Raw genomic sequence first — 22,727 nt, 5'->3', positions numbered from 1 at the left:
AATCAATTGTGGCAGGTTACGGAATTCTTTTCCTATTGGTCATCACACATCGCCGTATGGAACCGACGGAGGTGCTCTCGGCATGACGATGGAGGATCGCATCGAGGAACTCGAGGAGTTCCGCGAGGAAGCGCGAAAGGGCGGCGGCGAAGACCGAATCGAGAAACAACACGACAAGGGGAAGATGACCGCCCGCGAGCGGATCGACTACTTCCTCGATGAGGGGACCTTCACGGAGTTCGACCAGCTCCGGACCCACCAGACCAGCCAGTTCGGGATGGAAGAAAAAAAGATCCCGGGCGACGGCGTCGTCACGGGCTATGGCGAGGTCAACGGACGGACCGTCTTCGTCTTCGCCCACGACTTTACAGTCTTCGGGGGCTCGCTGGGCGAGGTCTTCGCCGAGAAGATCTGCAAGGTGATGGACATGGCGATGGAGGTCGGCGCACCGATCGTCGGGCTCAACGATTCGGCCGGCGCGCGCATCCAGGAGGGTGTCAAGAGCCTCGCCGGGTTCACGGAGATCTTCCGGCGCAACCAGCGCGCGAGCGGTGTCGTTCCCCAGATCTCGGGGATCATGGGTCCCTGTGCGGGCGGCGCGGTCTACTCCCCGTCGATCACCGACTTCATCTTCATGGTGAAGGACACGAGCCACATGTACATCACCGGCCCCGGCGTCACCAAGACCGTCACCGGCGAGGACGTCACCCACGAGGAGCTCGGGGGAGCGATGACCCACGCCGACAAAACCGGGGTCGCGGAGTTCGCCTGCGAGAGCGAGGAGCAGGCCTTAGACGACATCAAGCGGCTGCTGTCCTACCTCCCGCAGAACAACGTCGAGGACCCGCCGCGGGTCGACCCGTGGGACGATCCGGATCGCCGCGACGAGGCGCTCGAGTCGATCGTCCCGGACAGCCCACAGAAACCCTACGACATGACCAACGTCATCGACAGCGTGGTCGACGAGGGCTCGTTTTTCGAGGTCGCGGAGAACTTCGCGAAGAACATCGTCGTCGGCTTCGGTCGCCTCGACGGGCGGTCGGTCGGACTCGTGGCCAACCAGCCCCGCGTCAACGCCGGCACGCTCACCGTCGACGCCTCGATGAAGGGGTCGCGGTTCGTCCGCTTCTGTGACTCGTTTAACATCCCGATCGTTACCTTCGTCGACGTCCCCGGCTACATGCCCGGGACCGACCAGGAACACCGCGGGATCATCCGCCACGGCGCGAAGCTACTGTACGCCTACTCCGAGGCGACGGTGCCGCTACTGACGGTCATCACCCGCAAGGCCTACGGGGGCGCTTACTGCGTGATGGCCTCCAAGAACCTCGGCGCCGACGTCAACTACGCCTGGCCGACCGCCGAGATCGCGGTTATGGGGCCACAGGGCGCGGTCAACATCCTCTACCGTCAGGAGCTCGCCGAGGCCGAAAACCCCGACGAGCTCCGGGACGAGCTCATCGAGGAGTACCGCGAGGAGTTCGCCAACCCCTACACGGCGACGGACAAGGGCTTCCTCGATGACGTCATCCTCCCGACCGAGACGCGCCCGCGACTGATCGACGACCTCGAGATGCTCGAGACGAAACGCGAGGACAACCCCGAGAAGAAACACGGCAACATCCCGCTCTGAGATGACCGCACAGCACCAGTCGAACGCCGACGCCGGTACCGACGTCACTCCCGATCCGCTGGGTGCGCTCCCGGAAGGCGTCGACATCGAGCTGCCCGACGACGCCGACGACGAGGAGGCCGCAGCCATCGTCGCCGCGATCGGCGCTCACCTCCACGACCAGGCGCTTGCCGCCGCGGCTGCCGCGGCCGACGAGGAGGCGACCTGGCAGGACCGTCGCTGGGCGTTCGCCGGCCGCGTGCGCACCCAGCAGCGACGCGACGTCCGTGTGCCCCTCGACGCGCCGACAGATCCCTGGTCGGCCGCCGGGCGAACCGACCGGTTCTGAGCGGCGCTCGAACCGACGGGCCTCTCGTTTTCGGCGCGCGTCGCGAAGCGACGCGACGGACTTCGCAGCGAAACCGCTTCTCGCCGGTAGAACTATCCCTCCGACGCGTGACGCGTCCGCCAGTAGAGATGTCAGCCATGATACTACATCCTGCGGGACGGATCGGATCGCGTCGGACGGGCGAGCGAAACCGAACCGACGTCGAATGAGGGGACGGCGCGCGCTGCTCGCGGGCGGCCTCGTCGTGGTGACCGCGGGCTGTGGCGGACTCGTCGGTGACGACGGTGACGACGAGGGCGGCGACCGCGAGCTGGCACCCGGACTCACCGAGTCGGGCGTGACGGACTCCCACCTGCTGGTCAACGAGCACCGCAGCCAGCTCGAGGACCGGGCCCACCGGACCAAACTCGAGCGAACGGTCACCGACGACGGGGCCGTCGTCGGCTCGGAGACCGTCTCGCAGGTCGTCGCGCCGGGTGGCTCGCCGGCCCGCGAGCGCACAGTGCTGGAGGACGACACCGAGACGGTCGAGTACGACCAGTGGATCGAGCCCGAGACGCCGCTCGTGCGACACAACGAGTCCGGCTCGATCGCCTACGATATCAGCGGCCAGCAGTCGGTCGATCCGTCGCCGCCGATCCCGCTGGACAACGCCTACGACGCCGTCGACTCGGTCGCGGTCGAAGAGGACTCGAGCGAGCCGTACGTCCTCGAGGGCGTCACCGAAGACCTCGGGAGCTACGAGTCGGTGTCGTTCACGCTCATCCTCACTGAGGAGGGCTATCTCGAGGCGTACGCGCTCGAGGGTATGCTGCCCGACGACGAGGCGTCCGTCCTCGCGACGGATCGGACGACCGTCGAGGAAGAGTTCTCCCTGGAGCCGGCCGACACCGGACCTGAGGAGCCGCCGTGGCTCGAGGAGGCTCACGAGGAGATCGACGACGAGTACGGCGACTGACGGGATCTCCGGTCGTTACGTCCGCGACCTGTCAACTGAAATCAATTCTCCGGTTGACCGATTCGTTGCGAAAAAGTAAGGTAGGCGCCCCGTGACGGTTCTGGCAGAAATGTTCAGGAAGGTTCTCGTCGCGAACCGCGGGGAGATCGCCGTTCGGGTGATGCGGGCCTGTGAGGAGTTGAACGTCGGAACCGTCGCGATCTACTCCGAGGCCGACAAGGACTCGGGGCACGTCCGGTACGCCGACGAAGCATACAACGTCGGCCCGGCCCGCGCGGCCGACTCGTATCTCGATCACGAGGGCGTCATCGAGGCCGCGCGCAAGGCCGACGCCGACGCGATCCATCCGGGCTACGGCTTCCTCGCGGAGAACGCCGAGTTCGCGAGCAAGGTCGAGGACGTCGACGGGATCACCTGGATCGGGCCGTCGAGTTCGGCCATGGAGTCGCTGGGCGAGAAGACCAAGGCCCGGAAGATCATGAGCGAGGCCGACGTTCCGATCGTTCCGGGGACGACCGATCCCGTCACCGACCCCGAGGAGGTCAAGACCTTCGGCGAGGAGCACGGCTACCCGATCGCCATCAAGGCCGAGGGCGGCGGCGGCGGTCGCGGGATGAAGGTCGTCTGGGACGAAAGCGAGGTCGAAGACCAGCTCGAGAGCGCGAAGCGGGAGGGCGAGGCGTACTTCGACAACGACTCGGTCTACCTCGAGCGCTACCTCGAGAATCCGCGCCACATCGAGGTCCAGATCCTCGCCGACGGCGAGGGCAACGTTCGCCACCTCGGCGAGCGGGACTGCTCGCTCCAGCGCCGCCATCAGAAGGTTATCGAGGAGGGTCCTTCCGCCGCGTTGACCGACGAGCTCCGCGAGAAGATCGGTGAGGCCGCCCGACGGGGCGTCGCGGCCGCCGACTACACCAACGCCGGAACCGTCGAGTTCCTCGTCGAGGAGGACCTCGATCGGGACGGTCCCCTGGGACCGGACGCGAACTTCTACTTCCTCGAGGTCAACACCCGGATCCAGGTCGAACACACCGTCACCGAGGAGATCACGGGTCTCGACATCGTCAAGCGCCAGATCAAGATCGCCGCCGGCGAGACGGTCGACTTCGACCAGGACGACGTCGATATCGACGGCCACGCCATCGAGTTCCGGATCAACGCCGAGAACGCCGCTGAGGACTTCGCGCCGGCGACGGGCGGCACCCTCTCGACGTACGATCCGCCGGGCGGGATCGGTGTCCGAATGGACGACGCACTCGCCCAGGGCGACGAACTGGTCACCGACTACGACTCGATGATCGCGAAGCTGATCGTCTGGGGCCAGGACCGCGAGGAGTGTCTCGAGCGCTCGCTGCGGGCGCTGCGGGAGTACGAGATCGAGGGGATCCCGACGATCATCCCGTTCCACCGGCTGATGCTCTCCGACGAGCGGTTCGTCGAGAGCACCCACACGACGAAGTACCTGGACGAGGAGCTCGACGAGAGCCGGATCACCGAGGCCCAACAGCAGTGGGGCAGCGACGATACGGGCGCCGACGGCGAGGACGACGACGCCGTCGAGCGTGAGTTCACCGTCGAGGTCAACGGCAAGCGCTTCGACGTCAACCTGGAGGAACACGGCGCGCCCGCGATCGCGGCCGGCGACGGCGGCGCCCAGGCACAGGCCCAGGCCGGCGGCCCGCCAGAGCCCGCCGGCGGGACCGACGCCGACGAGACCGAGATCGAGGGCGACGGCGAGACCGTTGACGCCGAGATGCAGGGGACGATCCTCGGCGTCGAGGTCGAAGAGGGCGACGAGGTCGCCGCGGGCGACGTGTTGGTCGTCCTCGAGGCGATGAAGATGGAAAACGACATCGTCGCCTCCCGTGGCGGCACCGTCTCTCAAATCGCCGTCGAGGAAGGCGAGAGCGTCGACATGGGCGACGTGCTGGTCGTCATCGAGTAGCCGACGGACGCCGACACAGCCGGCGTCGCGTCGGCCGCGAGTGTGTGCCGACGCGCTATCGCTGCAGTTCGAACGACACGTGGACGGTGGTTCGGTAGTGCTGGATCTCTCCGTCCTCGACGTCCGCCGTCTGTGAATCGACCTCGATGCCACTGATGTTCTCGAGCGTCTCGTCGGCGTCGTCGAGCGCGTTCTGTGCGGCGTCTTCCCAGGACTCGCTCGAGTTACCGACGAGTTTAATTACCTTGACAGTTTCAGCCATGGTGCGTGGTAACTGACACCATTATAGAGGATATAGCTGGGGGGTGGGGTCGCTTTCCTCGCCGACCTCCCTGCGGCCCAGTGGTGCCGATCACCGCCTGACGAGGACGTCGTCCGATCGTCGGCGAACGCGAGCGCGGCCCAGGATCCCGGATGCCGCAAGAACATCCGCGATCACTACCGCTATGGGCGTCCGTTCGAATTACTGGCGTACGAATGAGCACCTCCACCGCAGATTCGTCGACACTCTACGTCGTTCGGAACGAGGTCGATCCCGACTGCGAGTATCATTGCGACGCCGTCGCCGCCCGCGTTCCCGACGCCGTCGAGGTCGATTTCGTCGGGGGCGAGCGACCACCGCTCGAGGACGCCGACGGCGTCGTGTTGACGGGAAGCACGGCGGCCGTCTACGAGGCCGACAGTCGCCCTTGGATCGCCGACCAGGAGGCGCTGGTTCGGGAGCTCGTCAAACGGGAGATCCCGACGCTCGGGGTCTGTTTCGGTCACCAGGTAGCCAACGCGGCGCTTGGCGGGACCGTCGAGGAGGTCGGCACGACCGCGACGCTCGTCGAGACCGACCTCGCGGACGACCCGCTGTTCGAGGATGTCGATCCCGTCGTCCCTGCGGTCCACGGTGACGCCGTCACCGAACCGGGCGAGGGGATGGCGGTCATCGCCGCGGCCGACCACGCTCCCGTCTTCGGCACGCGCCACCGATCGGCCCCGCTGTGGACCGTCCAGTTCCACCCCGAGATCACCGCCGCCGTCCGCGACCGCCTCGCCGCTGACTTCGGCTGGGAGTCCCGCCAGTTCTCCTTCGCGGACGTCTCGGCCGAGCGCGTCTTCGAGAACTTCGAACGGCTCGTCGCCGAGCGAACGGCGTAGCTCGATCCGCGCCCCCGACTGTCCTCAGCGACCAACGACGTCCTCGTCGGTGGGTCCCTGTCCGTCGAACTCGGCGACCAGGGCGTCGAGGCGCTCGGGATCGTCCGCGCCCGGGAGCCGTCGGGTCGCGGTCTCACAGTCGGCGTCGACGCCGAGCTGCTCGCAAACCAGGTCGGCCGTCGCCTCGGCCATCTTCCGGTAGGTGGTTAGCTTCCCGCCGACGATCGTCGCGAGGTTGTCGACGCCCTCCTCGCCGTGCTCGAGCAGGTGAAAGCCCCGCGAGATTCCGCGCGCGCCGAGGGCCGCCTCCTCGGGCTCGTAGAGGGGACGGACCCCCCACCAGGTCCGCAGGTGGGCGGCGTCGGCGACGGCCGGCAGCATCTTCGCACACTCCTCGACGGAGCGTTCGATCTCCCAGTCGGCCCGCTCGTACTCCTCGGGGTCGTCGACGGGGACGCTGGTCGTCCCGAGGACGACCTCGTCGTCGTGGGGGACGACGATGTCGCCGTCGTTGGGATCCCGACAGCGGTTGAGCACCGGCTCGAGGCGGTCGTAGTCGACCGAGACCATCACGCCCCGCGTCGGACGGAGCTCCACTGTCGCGCCGACCGTCTCGGCGATCGACGACGCGTAGGGTCCCGCGGCGTTGACGACGTACGTCGGCTCGATCGTCCCGTCGACCTCACCGCCGAGCTCGACCTCGGCAATCCGGCCGTCCTCGCGGCGCATGTCCGTCACCGGGGCGTGGGTCAGGATCTCGGCGCCGTGCTCGCGGGCGTCGGCCGCGTTCGCCGCGACCAGCCGCGAGGGGAAGACGACGCCGTCGGGGACCCGCATCGCCCGCTCGACGTCGTCGCTGAGATCCGGGATCTCGGCGCGGACGGTCTCGCCGTCGAGGACTTCGGTCTCGATCCCGACCTCGGCGCAGGCCTCGTGCTTGGCCTCGAAGTAGTCGGGGTCGTCCTCGCTCAGCTGGACGAACAGTCCGTCGGTCTCCCTGACGCAGGCACCCGCAATCTCGGTGAGCGTACGGCTCTCCTCGAGACAGGCCCGGGCCTCGGGCTCGTCGGCCTCGGCGTAGCGGGCACCGCTGTGGAGCAGGCCGTGTGAGCGCCCGGAGGTGCCCGCCGAGAGCCCGCCCCGTTCGGCGAGGGTGACGTCGACGCCCCGAAGGGCGAGGTCCCTGGCGATTCCGGTACCGGTGGCGCCCCCGCCGACGACGAGGACGTCGGTTCGGTTGTCCATACCGCTACCAGGGGCCGTGGACGGACATGCCTTTCACCTCACGCCGTAGGGGTCGACGACTCGCGCTCCCAGGGGAGCGGACCGTCGTACCCCGACGGAACGTACGGACAGAGCGGGTCGCTCGCCAGTGGATCGCCGGCGTGGGCGTACGCCCGCGAGCGACTGCCGCCACAGATCGTCCGGTATGGACAGGCGCCGCACTTCCCTTTGAGCCCGTCGCGGTCCCGGAGCTTCCGGAACAGGGGCGCCTCGCGGTACAGTTCGTGGACGGGACGCTCCCGCACCGAGCCAACCGACTGCGGGAGAAAGCCCGAGGGGTAGACCTCGCCGGTGTGGCTGACGAACGCGAAGCCGTCGCCCGCGATGACGCCGGCTCGTCCGCCCGGGTTCGAGTTCGAGTCGACGTCCGCGCTTCGCTGGGCGAGGACGCGGCGGTAGTGGGGCGCCTCGGTCGTCTTGAGCCCGAACGGCTCCTCGTCGGCCACCGCGGCGAGCCACCGCATCACGGCGTCGGCCTCGGCGGGATCGATCGGCTCGAGGACGCGGCCCCGACCGATCGGAACCAGGAAGAACACGCTCCACATCACGGCGCCGAGCTCGGTCAGTAGGGTCCGAATCGCGGGCAGCTCGCCAACGGTTTCCCGGCAGACGGTCGTGTTGACCTGGACGGGGATGCCGACCTCGCGGGCGTCCTCGACGGCCCGGAGCGTCTCCGCGAAGCTGCCCGTCTCGCCGCGGAAGGCGTCGTGGCCCTCGGCGGAGCCCCCATCGAGGCTGACGGCGATCCGCTTGAGTCCCGCGTCGGCGAGGGCCTCGATCCGCCCGGTCGACAGCGAACGGGTACCGCTGGGCGTCATCGTCATCCGCAGCCCCAGCTCGTCGCCGTAGGCCACCAGCTCCGCGATATCGTCCCGGACGAGCGGATCCCCGCCCGAGAGGACCACGAGCTGGCCCTCCCCGAACGCGGCCGCGTCCTCGAGCAGCCGCTTCCCCTCGGCGGTCGAGAGCTCGTCGGGGTGGCGGTCGGGCTGGGCGTCGGCCCGGCAGTGGTCACAGGAGAGGTCACAGGCCTGGGTAACTTCCCAGATGAGCACGACCGGTCGCTCGGACGTGTCGACGTGGTGCATTAGCTACAGCTGCCGTGGGCAAAGCCAAATCCCTCCCAGCCAGTTCTCGGACGGCGAGAACCGGACGGAACACGTTCGTCTCTGTGAGCGATATTCCAGGGTCCCGAGAACGGGCGAAACGATCTTCGGCGTTCCCTCGGACCGGTTTCGCATGGTCGAGAAGCCGATCCGTTCGAAGGTCGAAAACGAACGTGCGAGCGCGAGCACGACGCCCCGGTGGGAGGTGTTCGTCCGCGACGCCGAAACCGAGTCGCTGAGCTACGTCGGGACGGTTGTCGCGCCCGACGAGGACGCTGCCCACGAACGCGCCTCGCGGCTGTTTGGCTGGTACGCGGTCGACATTTGGCTCTGTCCGGCCGCCGACGTCGTGCGGTACTCGGCCCAGGACGGGACGGACGGAGTCAACGCGGCCGACGGGACCGCCAGCGAGGACACACGGGAGCCGCGGGTCTACGAGGAGACCGAGGGGACGCCCGGCGTCGGCGAGCCTAGCAACAGAACATAAACGGGTAGATCAGCGCCACCCGATCGCCGTCCTCGAGTTCGGTCTCGAACCCCTCGAAGTGTTCGTTGAACCGCCCGTTGATACAGACGCGGGCGTAGGGACGGGTCTGGTCGCCCTCCGGGTTCTTCCGCCAGGTTCCCGGCAGTTCGTCAGGGACCGGAGCCCACCCGCGGGCCGTCGCGTCGGCCTCGGTCTCGGCGATGAGCATCTCCTCGACGTCGTACGCCGCGAAGAACTCCTCGAGGAACTCCCGGAGCGTCGTCCCCTCGAACGTGAACTCGAGGTCCGACGTACCGACGGCGTCACGGACGTGGCCCGTACAGCGAACGTCGACCGTCGTCGTCCGTACCTGCTGGTCGACTGCGGCAGTAGTTTCTGCGGTCATAGTCGAACGGACGGGCCGAGCAAACAAACAGTCGCTCCCGAACCTGTTCGGCTTCTGTTTCTCGTCGTGGGCGACCGTCCGGAACGAATCACCAGCCGGCAGGATCCCTAGTGACCGTTCTTACAGTAATAGTGACGTTCGCTCATCGTGTAATAAGGAATAAACAGTATTTTAGCCTAGGAAAAAGAAGAAAAAGACTATGTAGGGATAATTGCTGTGTCTGAGTGCAAACGATGTCCCTCCAGACGAACCACCCACCGCACCCCGCTGCGGACGCCGAGACGGAGGCGGTGTCACTCTCCGACGACGACATCTTCCACATTCTCCAGACGAACCGTCGGCGGGACGCGATCCGGTACCTCCTGGAACACGACGAGCCCGTCAAGATGCGCGACGTCGCCGAGTACGTCGCCGCGATAGAAAACGACACTACCGTCGCCGAACTCAGTTCGACCGAGCGCCAGCGCGTCTACATCCCGCTGTACCAGTCCCACCTCCCGAAACTCGACTCGGAAGGGATCATCGAGTACAACAAATCCCGCGGGGTCGTCCGCCCGACGGAGACGCTCGAACTGTTCCGCCCGTACCTCGAACTCCCCGGTACCGACGCCGAGCGCAAGCCCGCGGACACGCTCGAGCGCCGCGACGCCGTCCTCGCGGTAACCAGCGCGAGCCTGCTCCTGGCCTCCGCAATCGGTACCTACGCCGCGGTGACCGCAGCCGCGACCAGCCTCCTGCTGGCGACCGTCCTCGGCGCGGTCGCGATCCCCGGGTTCGTCCTCGGCACGATCGCCACCGCCCGGTTCGCGCTGACGCTCGGCGACAGTGACGCGCCGTCGCTTTCCCGCGCGGAGTAGTCCCGAAAACGACAGGGTGGGTGTTTCCTTCTGCGGACCGTCCTCCGGTCTCGGTTACTCGGTTTCGACGATCCGAGCGGTGCCCGCGACCGCGTCGACGTCGACGTCGACGAGTTCACCGTCGCTCTCGAGCGTTACGGTCCAGGTGCCGCTGGTCCGGTAGGGCGTCTCCCGGAGCGAGAGCTGGCTGTACCCCTCCTCGGCCGCCCGCTCGCGGGCGATCCGCTCGGCCTCGGCCGCGTCCTCGATCTCGATCTCGTCGGTCAAGCGAACGGTCACGACGGGAACGTCCGCCAGCCGGACGATCCGTTCGGCCACGCTGCCGACCAGTACCCGGTCCAGCCCGGTTCGGCCCTGGGTTCCCAGGACGAGCATGTCGATCCCCTCGTCCTCGGCGTACTCGAGGATCACCTCGTGGGGAACGCCAGTCTTGGTTGCGGTCCGAACCGGGATCCCGTCGCGCGTTGCCTCACGCTCGACGCGCTCGACGGCTCGACGGGCCCCCGCAGTTACGTCGGCCCGATCCTCGAGGGCGCCCAGCGGTCCCTCGGGAACGACCGATAACGCGTGTACCGTTGCGTCGAAGCGGTTCGCGATCGTCAACGCGTGGGTGATCGCTCGTCGAGTCCCGTCGCTCCCGTCCGTCGGTACGAGGACGTGCTGGTACATCGTCCCGAGAGTTCGGCCGGTGGGACTAAATACTCCTGGCTGCCGATCGGACGGGTCGCCGCGGGTGGCCCGGTTGAGTTTAGCTACGGTAACTGGGATTGAAATTCCCTGAACAGTGTAAATACTTTTTACGGTAGACGGAAACGTTGTCGTGAGACATGGCAAATCTTGTCAATTCAGTCGCGGAGACCGTCCGCGAACGCGGCGACGCCACGGCTATCGGGTTCCGGGAGAACGAAACCAGCTACGAGGAGTTCTGGGGGCAGACGGGGGCGTTCGCCGCCGCGCTCGAGGCCCACGGGATCGGCGAGGACGACCGGGTCGCGATCTACCTGCCGAACGTCCCGCCGTTCGTGGTCGCCTTCCACGGAACGCTGCGAGCGGGCGGAGTCGTCGTCCCGATGAACCCCCAGTACAAGGCCCGCGAGATCGGTCACCTGCTTGCCGACAGCGGAGCCGAGGTCGTCGTCGCGCTTGCCGACCTCGTCCCGTTCGTCGAAGCGGTCCGGGACGAAACCGACGTCGAACACGTCGTCAGCGTCGGCGAGGGGGAGTCCGACGGGGCGACGCCCTTCGAGGAGTTCCTCGAGCCCGGCGCTCCCGAGATCGCCGAGCGCGCCGACGACGACATCGCCGTCCAGCCCTACACCAGCGGGACGACGGGCCAGCCCAAGGGCGTCCAGCTCACCCACCGCAACCTCGAGTCCAACGCGCGGATGGCAAACGAGCTCGTCCCGGACGGGATCCGCCCGGACGACAAACAGCTCGGCGTCCTTCCGCTGTTTCACATCTACGGGATGACCGTCGTGATGAACGCGACGCTGTTCGGCGGCGGGACCTATTACGCGGTACCCGAGTGGGACGCCCAGGAGGCTGTCTCGATCGTCGAGGACGAAGAGCTGACGCTGATGCACGGCGTGCCGGCGATGTACAACGATGTCGTCAACCAGCCCGACGCCGAGTCGTTCGATCTCTCCTCGCTGCGTCTGTGTGGGGTCGGCGGGTCGGGAATTCCCGTCGAGGTCCTCCGGCGGTTCGAGGAGCTGTACGACGTGCAGGTCTACGAGGGGTACGGGCTGACCGAGACGAGCCCGATCACTCACTTCAACAGCCCGGTCGACGGGCGCCGCGTCGGCAGCATCGGACGGACCGTCCCCGGCGTCGACGCGCGCGTCGTCGACGAGACGTTCGAGACGGTACCGCCCGTCGAGGCGGGACCGCTCGACGAGGACGAGGCGGAGCTCGACGAGGTCGCCGGCGAGATCGTCGTCGCCGGGCCGAACGTGATGCAGGGGTACTACGGATTGCCCGAGGCGACTGCGGAGGCGTTCACCGAGGTCGACGGCCGAACCTGGTTCCACACCGGCGACCTGGGGTACCACGACGAGGACGGCTTCTTCTACGTCGTCGACCGCGAGAAGCACACGATCGTCACGGGCGGCTACAACGTCTACCCGCGGGAGGTCGAGGAACTCCTGTTCGAGCACGAGGCGGTCGCCGACGCGGCCGTTGTCGGGATCCCCGACGAGCGCCGCGGCGAGACAGTGAAGGCGTACGTCGTCCCCGTTCCCGACGCAGGCGTCGAAACCGACGGGATCCGGGAGTACTGCCTGCGGAATCTCGCGGAGTACAAACACCCCCGCGAGGTCGAGTTCGTCGAGGAACTCCCCCGGACGACCACCGGGAAGGTCCAGAAGTTCAAACTCCGCGAGCGCGAGGAGGGCGCCGCCGAGTAGCGGTCCGGGGACAGCTCCGGACTCCGCGGTGACGGCCGGCGCTCGAGGCCGAACTCGCCTCCCGCATACGTTTCGGTGAGAGGTGATATCACTATTCTCGAAAGTCCTTTATTTTACGTCGTCGTACTCCCTTTGTCGCCTTTCCTGCGGGTGGGCGCAAGGTGCAAATGACGAACACAAGAGATGTACTCCTATTTGGACTGCTGGCTATCGTGTGGGGATCGGGCTTTACCGCCATCGAGATCGGACTGGACTCGTTGCCGCCGCTGCTGTTCGCGGCGTTTCGCTTCGACGCCGCCGCGCTCGTCTTTTTCGCGCTGGTCGTCGCGAGCCGCGCCCGATGGTGGCCGCGGAACCGCGACGACGTCTGGCTCGTACTGACGACCGGTATCCTCCTGATCGGCGTCCACTTCGCGCTGTTGTTCCTCGGACAGGAGTACGTCTCAAGCAGCGTCGCGGCGATCGTGTTGAGCTTCGCACCGATCGTCACCCCCGCAATCGCGCTCGCGGTCCTGCCGGCTCACCGGGTCCGAGCGACCGACGTCCTCGGTCTCTCGATCGGGTTCGTCGGCGTCGTCGCCATCGCCGCCGCCGGGGGCTCCCTCGGCGGTCGGCTCGCCGGCGTCGCGCTCCTGCTCGGCGCGGCCATCGTGTTCGCGCTCGGCTCCGTGCTCACCCAGCGGTTCTCGCGGACCCTGCCGCTGGTTTCACTGCAGGCCTGGTCGATGCTCGTCGGCGCGGGAATCCTCCACGCCGCTAGCCTCGCACACCCGATGGAGACGCTCTCGACCGTCGACTGGAACGGGTCGGCGCTCGCGGCGATCGCCTACCTCGGCGTCGTCTCGACCGTCGGCGGCTTCCTGCTGTACTTCTCGTTGCTCGAGCGCGTCGGCCCGACCAACGCGAGCCTCGTCAGCTACGCGACGCCGGTCGTCGCGGCGGTGTTCGGCGCGGCGTTGCTCGGCGAGGCGATCACGGCCGCGATGGTGGTCGGCTTCGGCCTCATCGCCGTCGGATTCGCCCTCTGTCAGATCCGTCCCCTCTGGCGGCTCGTCCGCGGCCGGAGCGCCCGGCGACGCCGGCCCGCGACCGGAACCGTTCGCGTTCGGGGCAACGAGTACGTCCTCGAGGACGTCCCCGCCGAGCGCTCCCGGGTCGGAACAGGGCAGGGGTATGGTCCCTCCAGCGGTCCCGGGACAGACCGGAGCGGCAGTTCCCACCCGGTAGCCGACGACTGAGTCGGACCACCGCGACGGGGTAGCGATCCGATCGGCTCGCGGCTGGAGCGGAATCCACGCCGTCGGCGGTTGTCCGACGAGATCTCGAGTCGCACGAGCGGTGCAAACGACAACAAGATTATTATTCGCCGATCTGGTAGCGTAGGTAGAATCTCATGCTATCCGGAATGTCGCTGTCGAGGCTGCAGTCGCTTCGGCTCGACACGACCGCGGCGATCGCCGGGCTGATCGTCGCGCTAGTGTTGTTTCCGCTCCGGTTTTTCGCCTCCCAGATCTACATCACCACGATTCCGATCGTCGTCGGCCTCGGCTGCGTGCTGTACCTGCTCGCCGTCCGTCAAAACGAGGACGAACGAACGCTGCCGACGCTGTCCGGATCGGCGGCGATGGCGTTGCCCAGTGTCGTAACCGTCGGAATGACAGTGATGATCCTCGTTACCGTCCTGCAGGGCGCGCGGACGCCGCTGTTTTTCGCGGTCTCGAGCGCCGTCGGAACCCTGCTGTTCGGTCAGATCCTGTTTACGAGCGACCGCGACTTCCACCGCGGACTCGTCCTGTTCCAGCTCGTCCTCTTTGCGTTCGTCTTCCGGTTTACCGCGCTGTACGCGACCCCGGGGTACGTCGGGATCGACGTCTGGACCCACATGACCGAACTCTCCCGGGCGATCGCCGCCGAGGGATCGCTGGGTGCGATCGACTACGACAAACACTTCGCCTCTCCGTTCTTCCACCTGTTCGTCGTCGCGTCTTCACTGGTCTACGACGTCTCCCTGCGGGCCGGGCTCTACCTCTCGGTGGGAGTCGCGATGCCGCTCTCGATCCTCGCGGTCTACGCTGCGGCAGATCTGCTCGTTCCCGCCCGGTGGGCGACCTTCGCCGCAGCGGCGTTCTCGGTCGGCAGCTACACCGTCACGTGGGGGATCCACCTGATCCCGACCAGTATGGGGCTGGTCTTTTTCCTCGCGATCGTCTACGCACTGCTTCGCGTGATGCGCACCGAGTACACCAGCCGCGATTTCTCGTTGCTGGTCTTGCTCTCGGTCGCCGTCGTCCTGACCCACCAGGTCTCGACGTTTATCGTCCTGGTCCTGCTCGGCGCCGCGTTTCTCGCACAGGTCGTCTTCACGGCCGACCCGCTCGGACTCACGCAGGTCGACGGCGCCGTCTCCCGGGCGACGAAACCGGTGAACCTGATCGGCCTGCTGGTCTTCAACTTCGGACTCTCGATCTTCGTCTGGTCGCTGACGCCGTTTCGCGAGGGGTCGTTCCTGGGAACCGTCCTCGGCTGGTTCAGCGAAACCCTCGCGGAGAGCGCTGGGTTCCTCTCGCTTGCGTCCACCAGCGGGTCGGACGAAGACGGAGCGGCCGTCCCGGAGCCCGAGACGACGCTGCTCGACGCCGTCGTCCCCTACGTCAACGAACTCGGCTTTCTGCTCCTGTTCGGGATTACGCTCGTGGGCTGTCTGTACGTCGTTCACCGCCGACGCGCCGAACAGTCGGTGTTTACACTGCTGCTCGGGACCGGGATCATGCTCTTTTTCGTCCTCGGGCTCCCGATGTTCGGGATCCGGAACTTCATCCCAACGCGGTGGTTCGCGTTTCTCTACGCGCTGATGGCGATCCTCGCCGCGATCGGGCTCCGGACGCTGAGCCGGGATCTCTCCCCCGCACCGATCGTCGTTGTCCTCCTGCTCGTCGCGGTGCTGTACCCGGGCGGCATGCTGCTCGCCGCCGAGGGCAACCCCGACAACCCCGTATTCTCGGAGCAACACGAGCGACTGGCCTACGATCAGTCGGAGCTCGCCGCGGTCGATACGGTCGGCGAGATGACCGGCTCTCCCGCCGGTAGCGAGATCCGTCCGGAACAGCGCCTTCACACCGACCATCCCTACCAGACGGTGTTCGAGCGAACCGGGGCCTTCCCCTCGACGACGTCGGCGACCCTTCCCGAGGACGGAGTCACCGAGCACGCCTACGTCGTCTACCGAACGACCCAGTCCGAGGACGCGACCTACTTCTCGAGCGAGGCCGGCCCCGGATACGTCGCCGATCCGAGCGAAGAACGGCTCTGTCGGACGACACAGGCGACGCTGTACGACAACGGCGACGTGCGGTTCTGTGGCCCCTCGTCCGTCGACGGCTGATCGCCGACGCTACGGCTCCTCGACCGCGCCGATATCGAACGAGTCGCCGACTGGCGCGAGCGTCGAGATCCGGGCGTTTTCCTTGATCTCGAGCCCGCCGTCGGGGACCGACAGCGGGAGCAAAGGAAGGTGGGAGTCGACCTGGACCGTCGGATGGGAACCGCCCCGGGCCAGCAGCTCGTTGTTCGGCTGGAGCAGGAGGGGGTCCGCGAGGTCGGTGAGGAACTCGTTGTGCTGGACGACGTACCGACCGCCCTCGAGGTTCCACCAGCCGTACTCGTCGTCGGGATCGCGGCGGGTCGTCTCGACGGGCTCGAGGTCGGCGTCGGCCAGCTCGTCCCCGCCGAAGTCGAGGCTGCCGGGCGCGGCGACCGTGTAGATCGCGCTCACCGTCAGATCGATACCCCGATCGTGGACCTGTACCGGTTCGTACACCAGGTTGTCGACGGCGTCGGCGAGCGGGTGGTCGTCGCTCATATCGGTCGAACCGACGGTCCCGAGCGACAAAAAATCTGCCGCCCGGGGAGAGCGAAACGGTATCGTACCGTCGGGGGAAACCGTCGCCCCATGGAGATCGACAGGCAGCGACTCCGCAGGGACATCGAGGCGAACGCGGCGTTCGGGGCGATCGACGCCGAGATAGGCCGAGGACGGACCGTCCTCACTGGCACCGCGGCGAACCGGGAGGCCCGCGACCGGCTCGTCGAGCGCTGCGAGGACGCGGGGCTTACGGTCACGGTCGACGCCGTCGGCAACATCGCGGCGACCTGGGTGCCCGCAAACGCCGATCCCGACACCGCGCCGGTGGCGGCGGGGAGCCACCTCGACTCGGTTCCCGAGGGCGGGATCTTCGACGGGCCGCTGGGAGTGTACGGCGCCCTCGAGGCGGTCCGGACGCTACGGGAGAGCGACCTCGCGACGACCCTCGAGCGCCCGATTACGGTCGTCTCGTTCACCGAGGAGGAGGGGACCCGCTTCGGCGGGGGGATGCTCGGCTCCTCGGTCGCGACCGGGCGCCGGAGTCCCGAGGACGCCCTCGTGACGACCGACGGTGAGGACACCACTCTCGAGGACGCGCTCGAGTCGATCGGCTACCGCGGCGAGGGCGTCCTCGCGGCCGCGGAGTGGGACAGCTTTCTCGAGCTCCACGTCGAGCAGGACACCCGCCTCGAGGAACGGGGCGTTCCGGTCGGGGTCGTGACGACGATCACGGGGATCGCCCACGCGACCGCCGAGATCGTCGGCGAGGCGAACCACGCGGGCGCGACGGGGATGGACGAGCGAACGGACGCGCTGGCGGCCGCCAGCGAATTCGTGCTGGAACTCGAGGCCGCGGGCCGCGAGCGCGCCGCGGCCGGCGACGGGACGGCCGTCGCGACCGTCGGCAAAGGGACCGTTCGCCCGAACGCGACGAACGTTGTCCCCGGCGCGGTCGAGCTCGGGGTCGACGTGCGCGACGTCGAGTACGAGACGATGGAGGCGATCCTCGAGACGGCGACGGCGACCCTCGAGCGGCTCGAGGACGACCGCGGCGTCGCGACGAGCTTCGAGCGCGAGATCGACATCGAGCCGGCGCCGATGGATCGCCGGTGCCGGGACGCCCTCGAGACGGCCGGCTCGCGGGCGGGGATCGACGTCCTCGAGATGCACTCGGGGGCGGCCCACGACGCGATGCGGGTCTCGCGAGTCACCGACGCGGGGATGCTGTTTGCCCCCTCCGAGGACGGGCTCTCGCACACGCCCCACGAGTGGACCGACTGGGAGGACTGCGCGACGGCGACGCGGGTGCTGGCGGGAGCGCTCGCGGAGCTCGCGGGCGCCGACGGGACGTAGGGCATAACCGGTTCCCAGAACGCTTTGGTGGCACGGCTCCCAGGCACGGGTATGGTCGACGTCCTCAGCGAGGAGATGGAGCGGTTCGTTCGCGCGGTCGGCCCGGAGCCCGACGAGACGCTGCGCGAGATGGACGAGTACGCCCGCTCGGCGGACTTTCCTCACGTCGGTCCCGAAGTGGGCGGCTTTCTGCGATTTCTCGCCCGCGCGGTCGGTGCCGAGCGGGTCTTCGAGTTCGGCTCGGGCTACGGCTACTCGGCGTACTGGTTCGCCGACGCGCTCCCCGCGGACGGCGAGGTCGTCCTCACCGAGGTCGACGAGGACGAACTCGAGCTGGCACGCGAGTACCTGGCCGCAGGCGGGTACGACGACCGCGCGCGCTACGAACTCGGCGACGCCCTCGAGACGATCGAGGAGTACGCGGGGCCGTTCGACGTGACGCTGATCGACCACCAGAAGCACCGCTACGTCGAGGCCTTCGAGGCCGTGCGACCGAAGGTGCCCGTCGGGGGCGTCGTCGTCGCCGACAACGCGATCACCGCGGGACCGATCGAGTTCGAGACGTTGCTCGAGATCGTCGAGCGCGAGGCGGACGGAAACGGGGAGTGGTCGATCCCCGAGTCGGCCAACGAACACACCCGCGGGATCGCGGCCTACCTCGAGCGCGTGACCCGCGATCCGGCCTTCGAGACGGTCGTGCTCCCGCTGGGCGAGGGGATCGCGGTGAGCTACCGCGTGGAGTAGTCGGAGCTCTCTCCCTCGAGGATCTGTTCGTCCGAGACGTCGGCACCCGAGCTGGCGTACTCGCGGAAGCCGAGGAAGACGGTGGTCGAACAGGACAACAGTAGCGACGTCCAGGTCAGCGCCGACAGCGAGTGGACGCCTGCGGCCGTCGGCCCGGGAGCAGCGCCGGCGACGGTCTCGAGGCCGACGAGGTGGAGTCCGGCGACGCCGAGAAAGGCGATCCAGAGGCCGAGCGCGAGCCGAGCGAGCGTCGGCCGGGAGACCCGATCGGCGTACTGTGCGACGGCGTAGACGCCACCGACCGCGAGGACGGTCGCGCCGGCGGTCGCCGCGGGACCGACTTCTCCCGCGGTCGCCGCGCCGGCACCGGTAAAGAGGACGACCGAGGCGGCGAGTAACCGCCGTTTTGAGCGATGAACTGTCGGAATCACGTCGAGCACCGTTTTCCTGGGTGGAACACTCGATCGTACAAATACCTGTTGGCTATCCCCGATGTCGGGTACCCGTGGCCCGAGCTGTATAACAGTCGAGATCGGCACGGCTCCGAGCGCTGGCTCCGCTGTGTTTCGGCAGTTCGGGACCGATAACCACCATTGATATTCTTCGCTGAAAGGGGGGTTTGCGGAGCGAACGTCCACAGAGTAGGGATATGGGAAACGTTAGTTCTGATATCGAGGCGCTTTCTGTACAATACATAATTTTTAATCCGATCGCGCTCCGAGTGACGAACATGAGTCGAAACCGCATCGAATCGAACGACCGACACAGCACCGACTACTACCTGCCCGGAACGCCGACGACGGCCCTCGATCGCGTTATCGGCCGGCTCGAGCGTCTGCTCGGTCCGCGAGGACGGATCCGAGCGGACCGCGATCCCGAGGAGACGAACCGGTAGTTCCGCCGTGTCAGCCGTTTACCCTCCGTTCTGCGGCTCGGGCCACGTTCTTGACGAGCATCGCGAGCGTCACCGGACCGACCCCGCCGGGGACGGGCGTGATCGCACAAACGCGCTCGCTCGCGCTCTCGAAGTCGACATCGCCGACGACGCCGCCCGCCGGTCGTCGGTTCGCGCTGACGTCGACGACGACGGCCTCCGGGGCGAGCATCGAGCCATCGATTAGTTCCGGAACGCCGGCTGCAGTGACGACGACGTCCGCACGACTGGTGTGGGCTTCGAGTGCCGCCGTCCGTGAGTGACAGACCGTGACGGTGGCGTTTCCGCCGGACCGATCCAGGAGTCGGTTCGCAAGCGGTCGCCCGATCACACCCGAGCGTCCAACGACGACGACGTCGGCGCCCGCGACCGAGAACTCGTAGGCCGACAGCAGCCGACACACCGCGGCCGTCGTCGCCGGGAGAAATCGCGGCTCGCCGGCGACGAGTCGTCCGAGGTTCGTCGGGTGGAGACAGTCGACATCCGCGGCGGGATCGAGCCGCCGTCGCGTCGCCGCCAGCGGAACGTGATCGGGAAGTGGCACCTGAACGAAGACGGCGTCGACCGTCGGCGTTTCACAGAGTCGCTCGATCTCCCGGTAGAGGCGGCCGGCAGGCGCGTCGGGCTCGACGCGAACGTCGCGGGTGGCGATTCCGACATCGGCACAGCGCTCGTGTTTCAGCTCGACGAACCGCTCGTCGGCCGGATCGTCGCTCATCAGTACCGTTCCGAGCGTCGGCGTCGTCCCCGCCTCTCGGAGCGATCGCACCCGGTCGCGAGTGCGCTCGAGGACGGGCGTCGCGACCGGCTCCCCGTGGAGCAGTTCCGGCGACATAGTCGCCCTTCGTCGACCACCGCCTTGTAGCGTTCGTCGTCCTCGAGCGGCTGGAAAGCATTTGGTCGTCCCGTTCGATTACTCGACCATGGGATACGAGTACACGGGGGACGCCGCCGAACGACTCCGCGAGACCTACGACACCGACGCCGCGAGGGGACCGGACTCGTCGGCACCGTTCCCGGAGGACGACAGGCGCCCGGAGCTGGCGCTGCTCAGGCGGCTCCTGTTTCCAGGCTGCTGGAACGCTCGAGAGCTGCTCGAAGACGAGTCGGCGGTCCGAGAGACGCTCACGGAGCTCGGGACCCACTACGAGGCAGGGCTCCGGGCCTACGAGGAGCCCGATCCAGAGGCGACGACGACCGACGTCCTCGATCGGCTGCCGGAACTTCGCCGGACCCTCGAGAAGGACGTCGAGGCCGCCTACAAGGGCGATCCGGCCGCGCGGTCGGTCGTCGAGATCGTCCGTTCCTACCCCGGGCTGCAGGCGATCGCGATGCAGCGGGTCGCACACTGCCTCTACGAGGCCGACGCCCCGCAGTACGCCAGGGAGCTGACCGAGTACGCGAAGACGATCACCGGGATCGACATCCACCCGGGGGCCCGGATCGGCGACTACTTCTTCGTCGACCACGGGACGGGCGTCGTGATCGGTGAGACGGCGACGATCGGCGACTGGGTCCGGCTCTACCAGGACGTGACCCTCGGGGCGTTACACTTCGAGGAGGCAGAAGACGACGAGAAGACACTGAAGAAGGGGTACAAGCGCCACCCCGACATCGGCGACAACGTCGTGATCGGGGCCGGAACGAAGGTGCTGGGGGCGATCAGTGTCGGCGATCACGTCAGCATCGGCGCCAACTCCTGGGTGACCGAGGATATTCCGGATCACACCAGCGTGTACGTCTCCGAACACCCCGACCAGGAGCGAAAGCGAAACGGCTGATCCGTCAGCGGTGTTTTGCGAGCGTCTCGGCCCGCCAGGACTCGAGGTCCGGCACCTGATTGAACGCATAGATGTGGACCCCGCGGATCCCGTAGTAGGGGTCGGTCGCGTACGGCGCGAGCCCCTCGAGCAGCGTGTCCGGCGAGTACGTCCCTCTGGAGCCGACGAGCTGGCGGAGAAAGCCGACGATTCCGCTTGTCTTTTTGAGAAAGCGAACGGAGTCGCCGACCCCGACCTTCTTCGAGATGCCAAACAGCCGCTGGTACTTCATCACGCCGGGGATACCGACCTCGACGGGAAGATCGATGCCACGGGTGCGGATCTCGTCGATCCATTCGAGGACGGCGTCGGGATCGTAGCACAGCTGGGTGACGACGTAGGTCGCGTACGGCTCCTTTCGGTTCATCGCTGCGGCCAGCGTCTCGTCGTCGAGGAAGGCGTGGCCCTCCGGGTAGCCGGTGACCCCGATCTCCGCGAACTCGTAGGGGAGGTCCTCGAGCGCGACCAGCAGCTCGTAGGCGGACTCGAACTCGCCGGCCGGCTCCTCGCGATCCCCGCCCGGGACGAAAATATCCGTTACGCCGGCCTCGGTAAGCCGACGGGCGATCTCCGCGAGGTGGTCCCGGTCCTCGACGTAGCGGGCGGCGACGTGGGGAACGATCTCGTAGCCGCGCTCGCTGGCCCGTTCGCTCCACTCGATCGTCGCCTCGAGTCCCAGCGTCGGGGAGGTAGTGATAGCGATCTCCGATCCCTCCGGTAGATGACCGAGCTGTTCGTCGATGCTCTCGAACGGCATCAGCTCGAAACGGGGCTCCGCGAGCAGCTCGACCATCCCCTCGGCGGTCGGTATCGACTGGATGTCGCCCGACATGAGCCGCGTTCTCACCCCGAACGGGTCCCGACGGCGGTCGGTCGCGAGGACGAACGGCACCCGAATCGACAGTACGGTTTGCCAGCCATTAGCATACAGATGCGGTCGGGAGCACATAAATCGACCGACAGCGGACGTTCCGAACCTCGATCGGACAGTTCCGGAGAACGTCGTGGAACCGTCCTCGGCTTCGACCGCCCGGGCGGGAGCGTCCGACCGACGTCAGTCGACGGACCGGACGGAGTACTGCTTTTTAGTGTTCCGAGCCGAGAGGGAAGGCCATGCGTCCGAGCACGGGGGGGAGTCCACGCTGTGAGCGGTGCGGGTACGAACTCGAGGGCAGCGAGGAAGGCTGTCCCGGCTGTGGGTTCAACCCGCGCCAGACCGGGATACGCGTCTCGCTTGGGTTTCTCCTGGTGGTCGTCTGTTCGATGACTGTCCTCTCGATCCCCGTTCTGGCGGGACTGGCACCCATCTTGCTGGCCGTCGCAGCCGTCTCGTTCGGGCTCGCCGTCGCGACGTTCGTGCTCTCCGTTCTGGCGACGCCGGCCCGGATCGGGGCCGTCCTCGCGCGGCTGCGGGGATGAACGGCCGAAACTGGTGGACCTAGGTCGAAAGGTCTATCCGACGGAACGTTCCTCCAGT

Annotated in this window: 24 protein-coding genes; 15 read left to right on the top strand and 9 right to left on the bottom strand. The window is 67.4% G+C overall.

Annotated features, from left to right (window positions below; genetic code table 11):
• Nucleotides 1-88 precede the first annotated feature (88 nt).
• The 4 genes from NATOC_RS06925 to NATOC_RS06910 all read left to right on the top strand — a co-directional run bounded on the left by NATOC_RS06925 (nt 89) and on the right by NATOC_RS06910 (nt 4,867).
• On the top strand, nt 89-1,633 hold the full coding sequence (locus NATOC_RS06925; protein WP_049888897.1) for an acyl-CoA carboxylase subunit beta: 1,545 nt from the start codon (nt 89-91) through the stop codon (nt 1,631-1,633).
• Nucleotide 1,634: 1 nt separating this feature from the next.
• Nucleotides 1,635-1,961: a hypothetical protein gene (locus NATOC_RS06920; RefSeq protein WP_015320712.1), complete on the top strand. Its 327-nt coding sequence runs from the start codon at nt 1,635-1,637 to the stop codon at nt 1,959-1,961.
• Between the two features lie 205 nt (nt 1,962-2,166).
• Complete coding sequence (locus tag NATOC_RS06915; RefSeq protein WP_015320711.1) at nt 2,167-2,919, top strand: hypothetical protein; 753 nt, start codon at nt 2,167-2,169, stop codon at nt 2,917-2,919.
• A gap of 109 nt (nt 2,920-3,028) precedes the next feature.
• Nucleotides 3,029-4,867, top strand: coding sequence for an acetyl-CoA carboxylase biotin carboxylase subunit (locus tag NATOC_RS06910; protein ID WP_015320710.1), 1,839 nt, complete (start codon nt 3,029-3,031; stop codon nt 4,865-4,867).
• Between the two features lie 55 nt (nt 4,868-4,922).
• Here the strand turns inward: NATOC_RS06910 and NATOC_RS06905 are convergent, their stop codons facing one another.
• The gene (locus tag NATOC_RS06905; protein WP_015320709.1) at nt 4,923-5,129 is read right to left on the bottom strand and encodes a dodecin family protein; all 207 of its coding nucleotides are present in this window, start codon (nt 5,127-5,129) and stop codon (nt 4,923-4,925) included.
• Between the two features lie 215 nt (nt 5,130-5,344).
• On the opposite strand from NATOC_RS06905, the gene NATOC_RS06900 reads away from it, so the two are divergent.
• The gene (locus tag NATOC_RS06900) at nt 5,345-6,013 is read left to right on the top strand and encodes a type 1 glutamine amidotransferase (RefSeq protein WP_015320708.1); all 669 of its coding nucleotides are present in this window, start codon (nt 5,345-5,347) and stop codon (nt 6,011-6,013) included.
• 24 nt (nt 6,014-6,037) lie between these two features.
• On the opposite strand, the gene NATOC_RS06895 is transcribed toward NATOC_RS06900, so the two are convergent.
• Nucleotides 6,038-7,258 carry an FAD-dependent oxidoreductase gene (locus tag NATOC_RS06895; RefSeq protein WP_015320707.1) on the bottom strand — a complete coding sequence of 407 codons (1,221 nt, stop codon included), beginning with the start codon at nt 7,256-7,258 and terminating at the stop codon, nt 6,038-6,040.
• Nucleotides 7,259-7,296: 38 nt separating this feature from the next.
• Nucleotides 7,297-8,385: a radical SAM protein gene (locus NATOC_RS06890; protein ID WP_015320706.1), complete on the bottom strand. Its 1,089-nt coding sequence runs from the start codon at nt 8,383-8,385 to the stop codon at nt 7,297-7,299.
• 151 nt (nt 8,386-8,536) lie between these two features.
• On the opposite strand from NATOC_RS06890, the gene NATOC_RS06885 reads away from it, so the two are divergent.
• Entirely contained in the window at nt 8,537-8,890 is a 354-nt protein-coding gene (locus tag NATOC_RS06885) for an Htur_1727 family rSAM-partnered candidate RiPP (RefSeq protein ID WP_015320705.1), read from the top strand.
• On the opposite strand, the gene NATOC_RS06880 is transcribed toward NATOC_RS06885, so the two are convergent.
• Nucleotides 8,874-9,275 (bottom strand): MoaD/ThiS family protein, encoded by a 402-nt coding sequence (locus NATOC_RS06880; RefSeq protein ID WP_015320704.1) that lies wholly within the window; start codon nt 9,273-9,275, stop codon nt 8,874-8,876. The two genes, NATOC_RS06885 and NATOC_RS06880, sit on opposite strands and share 17 nt — an antisense overlap.
• Nucleotides 9,276-9,508: 233 nt before the next feature.
• On the opposite strand from NATOC_RS06880, the gene NATOC_RS06875 reads away from it, so the two are divergent.
• Nucleotides 9,509-10,132 carry a DUF7344 domain-containing protein gene (locus tag NATOC_RS06875; protein WP_015320703.1) on the top strand — a complete coding sequence of 208 codons (624 nt, stop codon included), beginning with the start codon at nt 9,509-9,511 and terminating at the stop codon, nt 10,130-10,132.
• Between the two features lie 54 nt (nt 10,133-10,186).
• On the opposite strand, the gene NATOC_RS06870 is transcribed toward NATOC_RS06875, so the two are convergent.
• Nucleotides 10,187-10,801, bottom strand: coding sequence for a universal stress protein (locus NATOC_RS06870; RefSeq protein ID WP_015320702.1), 615 nt, complete (start codon nt 10,799-10,801; stop codon nt 10,187-10,189).
• Between the two features lie 158 nt (nt 10,802-10,959).
• Here NATOC_RS06870 and NATOC_RS06865 point away from each other — a divergent pair, with 158 nt between their 5' ends.
• The 3 genes from NATOC_RS06865 to NATOC_RS06855 all read left to right on the top strand — a co-directional run bounded on the left by NATOC_RS06865 (nt 10,960) and on the right by NATOC_RS06855 (nt 15,919).
• Entirely contained in the window at nt 10,960-12,537 is a 1,578-nt protein-coding gene (locus NATOC_RS06865) for a long-chain-fatty-acid--CoA ligase (protein ID WP_015320701.1), read from the top strand.
• Nucleotides 12,538-12,704: 167 nt separating this feature from the next.
• Complete coding sequence (locus tag NATOC_RS06860) at nt 12,705-13,775, top strand: DMT family transporter (protein ID WP_015320700.1); 1,071 nt, start codon at nt 12,705-12,707, stop codon at nt 13,773-13,775.
• A 155-nt stretch (nt 13,776-13,930) separates the two neighbouring features.
• Nucleotides 13,931-15,919: a hypothetical protein gene (locus NATOC_RS06855; protein ID WP_015320699.1), complete on the top strand. Its 1,989-nt coding sequence runs from the start codon at nt 13,931-13,933 to the stop codon at nt 15,917-15,919.
• A gap of 9 nt (nt 15,920-15,928) precedes the next feature.
• On the opposite strand, the gene NATOC_RS06850 is transcribed toward NATOC_RS06855, so the two are convergent.
• Complete coding sequence (locus tag NATOC_RS06850) at nt 15,929-16,396, bottom strand: dCTP deaminase/dUTPase family protein (protein WP_015320698.1); 468 nt, start codon at nt 16,394-16,396, stop codon at nt 15,929-15,931.
• Nucleotides 16,397-16,486: 90 nt separating this feature from the next.
• Between NATOC_RS06850 and NATOC_RS06845 the strand changes: the two genes are divergently transcribed.
• Nucleotides 16,487-17,752: a Zn-dependent hydrolase gene (locus tag NATOC_RS06845; RefSeq protein WP_015320697.1), complete on the top strand. Its 1,266-nt coding sequence runs from the start codon at nt 16,487-16,489 to the stop codon at nt 17,750-17,752.
• A gap of 51 nt (nt 17,753-17,803) precedes the next feature.
• Complete coding sequence (locus tag NATOC_RS06840; protein ID WP_015320696.1) at nt 17,804-18,496, top strand: O-methyltransferase; 693 nt, start codon at nt 17,804-17,806, stop codon at nt 18,494-18,496.
• On the opposite strand, the gene NATOC_RS06835 is transcribed toward NATOC_RS06840, so the two are convergent.
• Nucleotides 18,481-18,936 carry a hypothetical protein gene (locus tag NATOC_RS06835; protein ID WP_015320695.1) on the bottom strand — a complete coding sequence of 152 codons (456 nt, stop codon included), beginning with the start codon at nt 18,934-18,936 and terminating at the stop codon, nt 18,481-18,483. The genes NATOC_RS06840 and NATOC_RS06835 overlap by 16 nt on opposite strands.
• A gap of 290 nt (nt 18,937-19,226) precedes the next feature.
• Between NATOC_RS06835 and NATOC_RS21780 the strand changes: the two genes are divergently transcribed.
• Nucleotides 19,227-19,391: a hypothetical protein gene (locus NATOC_RS21780; RefSeq protein ID WP_157224597.1), complete on the top strand. Its 165-nt coding sequence runs from the start codon at nt 19,227-19,229 to the stop codon at nt 19,389-19,391.
• A gap of 10 nt (nt 19,392-19,401) precedes the next feature.
• Here the strand turns inward: NATOC_RS21780 and NATOC_RS06830 are convergent, their stop codons facing one another.
• Nucleotides 19,402-20,265, bottom strand: a complete 864-nt coding sequence (locus NATOC_RS06830; protein ID WP_015320693.1) for a bifunctional 5,10-methylenetetrahydrofolate dehydrogenase/5,10-methenyltetrahydrofolate cyclohydrolase — start codon at nt 20,263-20,265, stop codon at nt 19,402-19,404.
• Between the two features lie 88 nt (nt 20,266-20,353).
• Between NATOC_RS06830 and epsC the strand changes: the two genes are divergently transcribed.
• Nucleotides 20,354-21,211 carry a serine O-acetyltransferase EpsC gene (epsC, locus tag NATOC_RS06825; RefSeq protein WP_015320692.1) on the top strand — a complete coding sequence of 286 codons (858 nt, stop codon included), beginning with the start codon at nt 20,354-20,356 and terminating at the stop codon, nt 21,209-21,211.
• A 4-nt stretch (nt 21,212-21,215) separates the two neighbouring features.
• On the opposite strand, the gene NATOC_RS06820 is transcribed toward epsC, so the two are convergent.
• Entirely contained in the window at nt 21,216-22,082 is an 867-nt protein-coding gene (locus NATOC_RS06820; RefSeq protein ID WP_049888896.1) for a methylenetetrahydrofolate reductase, read from the bottom strand.
• Nucleotides 22,083-22,363: 281 nt separating this feature from the next.
• Here NATOC_RS06820 and NATOC_RS06815 point away from each other — a divergent pair, with 281 nt between their 5' ends.
• On the top strand, nt 22,364-22,669 hold the full coding sequence (locus tag NATOC_RS06815) for a hypothetical protein (protein ID WP_015320690.1): 306 nt from the start codon (nt 22,364-22,366) through the stop codon (nt 22,667-22,669).
• The last annotated feature ends 58 nt before the right edge of the window (nt 22,670-22,727 follow it).

It is taken from the genome of Natronococcus occultus SP4 (genome assembly GCF_000328685.1).
GTDB lineage: Archaea > Halobacteriota > Halobacteria > Halobacteriales > Natrialbaceae > Natronococcus > Natronococcus occultus.
The sequence above is the reverse complement of the archived record's forward strand: the minus strand, read 5'-3'. Positions and strand labels throughout refer to the sequence as shown.

Excerpts from the sequence above, each read along its gene's own strand:
- NATOC_RS06865 (WP_015320701.1), top strand. The coding sequence starts at position 10,960 with ATGGCAAATCTTGTCAATTCAGTCGCGGAGACCGTCCGCGAACGCGGC.
- NATOC_RS06860 (WP_015320700.1), top strand. The coding sequence starts at position 12,705 with ATGACGAACACAAGAGATGTACTCCTATTTGGACTGCTGGCTATCGTG.
- NATOC_RS06900 (WP_015320708.1), top strand. The coding sequence starts at position 5,345 with ATGAGCACCTCCACCGCAGATTCGTCGACACTCTACGTCGTTCGGAAC.
- NATOC_RS06895 (WP_015320707.1), bottom strand. The coding sequence starts at position 7,258 with ATGGACAACCGAACCGACGTCCTCGTCGTCGGCGGGGGCGCCACCGGT.
- NATOC_RS06845 (WP_015320697.1), top strand. The coding sequence starts at position 16,487 with ATGGAGATCGACAGGCAGCGACTCCGCAGGGACATCGAGGCGAACGCG.
- NATOC_RS06830 (WP_015320693.1), bottom strand. The coding sequence starts at position 20,265 with ATGTCGCCGGAACTGCTCCACGGGGAGCCGGTCGCGACGCCCGTCCTC.
- NATOC_RS06880 (WP_015320704.1), bottom strand. The coding sequence starts at position 9,275 with ATGACCGCAGAAACTACTGCCGCAGTCGACCAGCAGGTACGGACGACG.
- NATOC_RS06855 (WP_015320699.1), top strand. The coding sequence starts at position 13,931 with ATGCTATCCGGAATGTCGCTGTCGAGGCTGCAGTCGCTTCGGCTCGAC.
- NATOC_RS21780 (WP_157224597.1), top strand. The coding sequence starts at position 19,227 with ATGAGTCGAAACCGCATCGAATCGAACGACCGACACAGCACCGACTAC.
- NATOC_RS06815 (WP_015320690.1), top strand. The coding sequence starts at position 22,364 with ATGCGTCCGAGCACGGGGGGGAGTCCACGCTGTGAGCGGTGCGGGTAC.
- NATOC_RS06890 (WP_015320706.1), bottom strand. The coding sequence starts at position 8,385 with ATGCACCACGTCGACACGTCCGAGCGACCGGTCGTGCTCATCTGGGAA.
- NATOC_RS06910 (WP_015320710.1), top strand. The coding sequence starts at position 3,029 with ATGTTCAGGAAGGTTCTCGTCGCGAACCGCGGGGAGATCGCCGTTCGG.
- NATOC_RS06875 (WP_015320703.1), top strand. The coding sequence starts at position 9,509 with ATGTCCCTCCAGACGAACCACCCACCGCACCCCGCTGCGGACGCCGAG.
- NATOC_RS06840 (WP_015320696.1), top strand. The coding sequence starts at position 17,804 with ATGGTCGACGTCCTCAGCGAGGAGATGGAGCGGTTCGTTCGCGCGGTC.
- NATOC_RS06870 (WP_015320702.1), bottom strand. The coding sequence starts at position 10,801 with ATGTACCAGCACGTCCTCGTACCGACGGACGGGAGCGACGGGACTCGA.
- NATOC_RS06850 (WP_015320698.1), bottom strand. The coding sequence starts at position 16,396 with ATGAGCGACGACCACCCGCTCGCCGACGCCGTCGACAACCTGGTGTAC.
- NATOC_RS06925 (WP_049888897.1), top strand. The coding sequence starts at position 89 with ATGGAGGATCGCATCGAGGAACTCGAGGAGTTCCGCGAGGAAGCGCGA.
- NATOC_RS06820 (WP_049888896.1), bottom strand. The coding sequence starts at position 22,082 with ATGTCGGGCGACATCCAGTCGATACCGACCGCCGAGGGGATGGTCGAG.
- NATOC_RS06920 (WP_015320712.1), top strand. The coding sequence starts at position 1,635 with ATGACCGCACAGCACCAGTCGAACGCCGACGCCGGTACCGACGTCACT.
- NATOC_RS06915 (WP_015320711.1), top strand. The coding sequence starts at position 2,167 with ATGAGGGGACGGCGCGCGCTGCTCGCGGGCGGCCTCGTCGTGGTGACC.
- NATOC_RS06885 (WP_015320705.1), top strand. The coding sequence starts at position 8,537 with ATGGTCGAGAAGCCGATCCGTTCGAAGGTCGAAAACGAACGTGCGAGC.
- epsC (WP_015320692.1), top strand. The coding sequence starts at position 20,354 with ATGGGATACGAGTACACGGGGGACGCCGCCGAACGACTCCGCGAGACC.
- NATOC_RS06905 (WP_015320709.1), bottom strand. The coding sequence starts at position 5,129 with ATGGCTGAAACTGTCAAGGTAATTAAACTCGTCGGTAACTCGAGCGAG.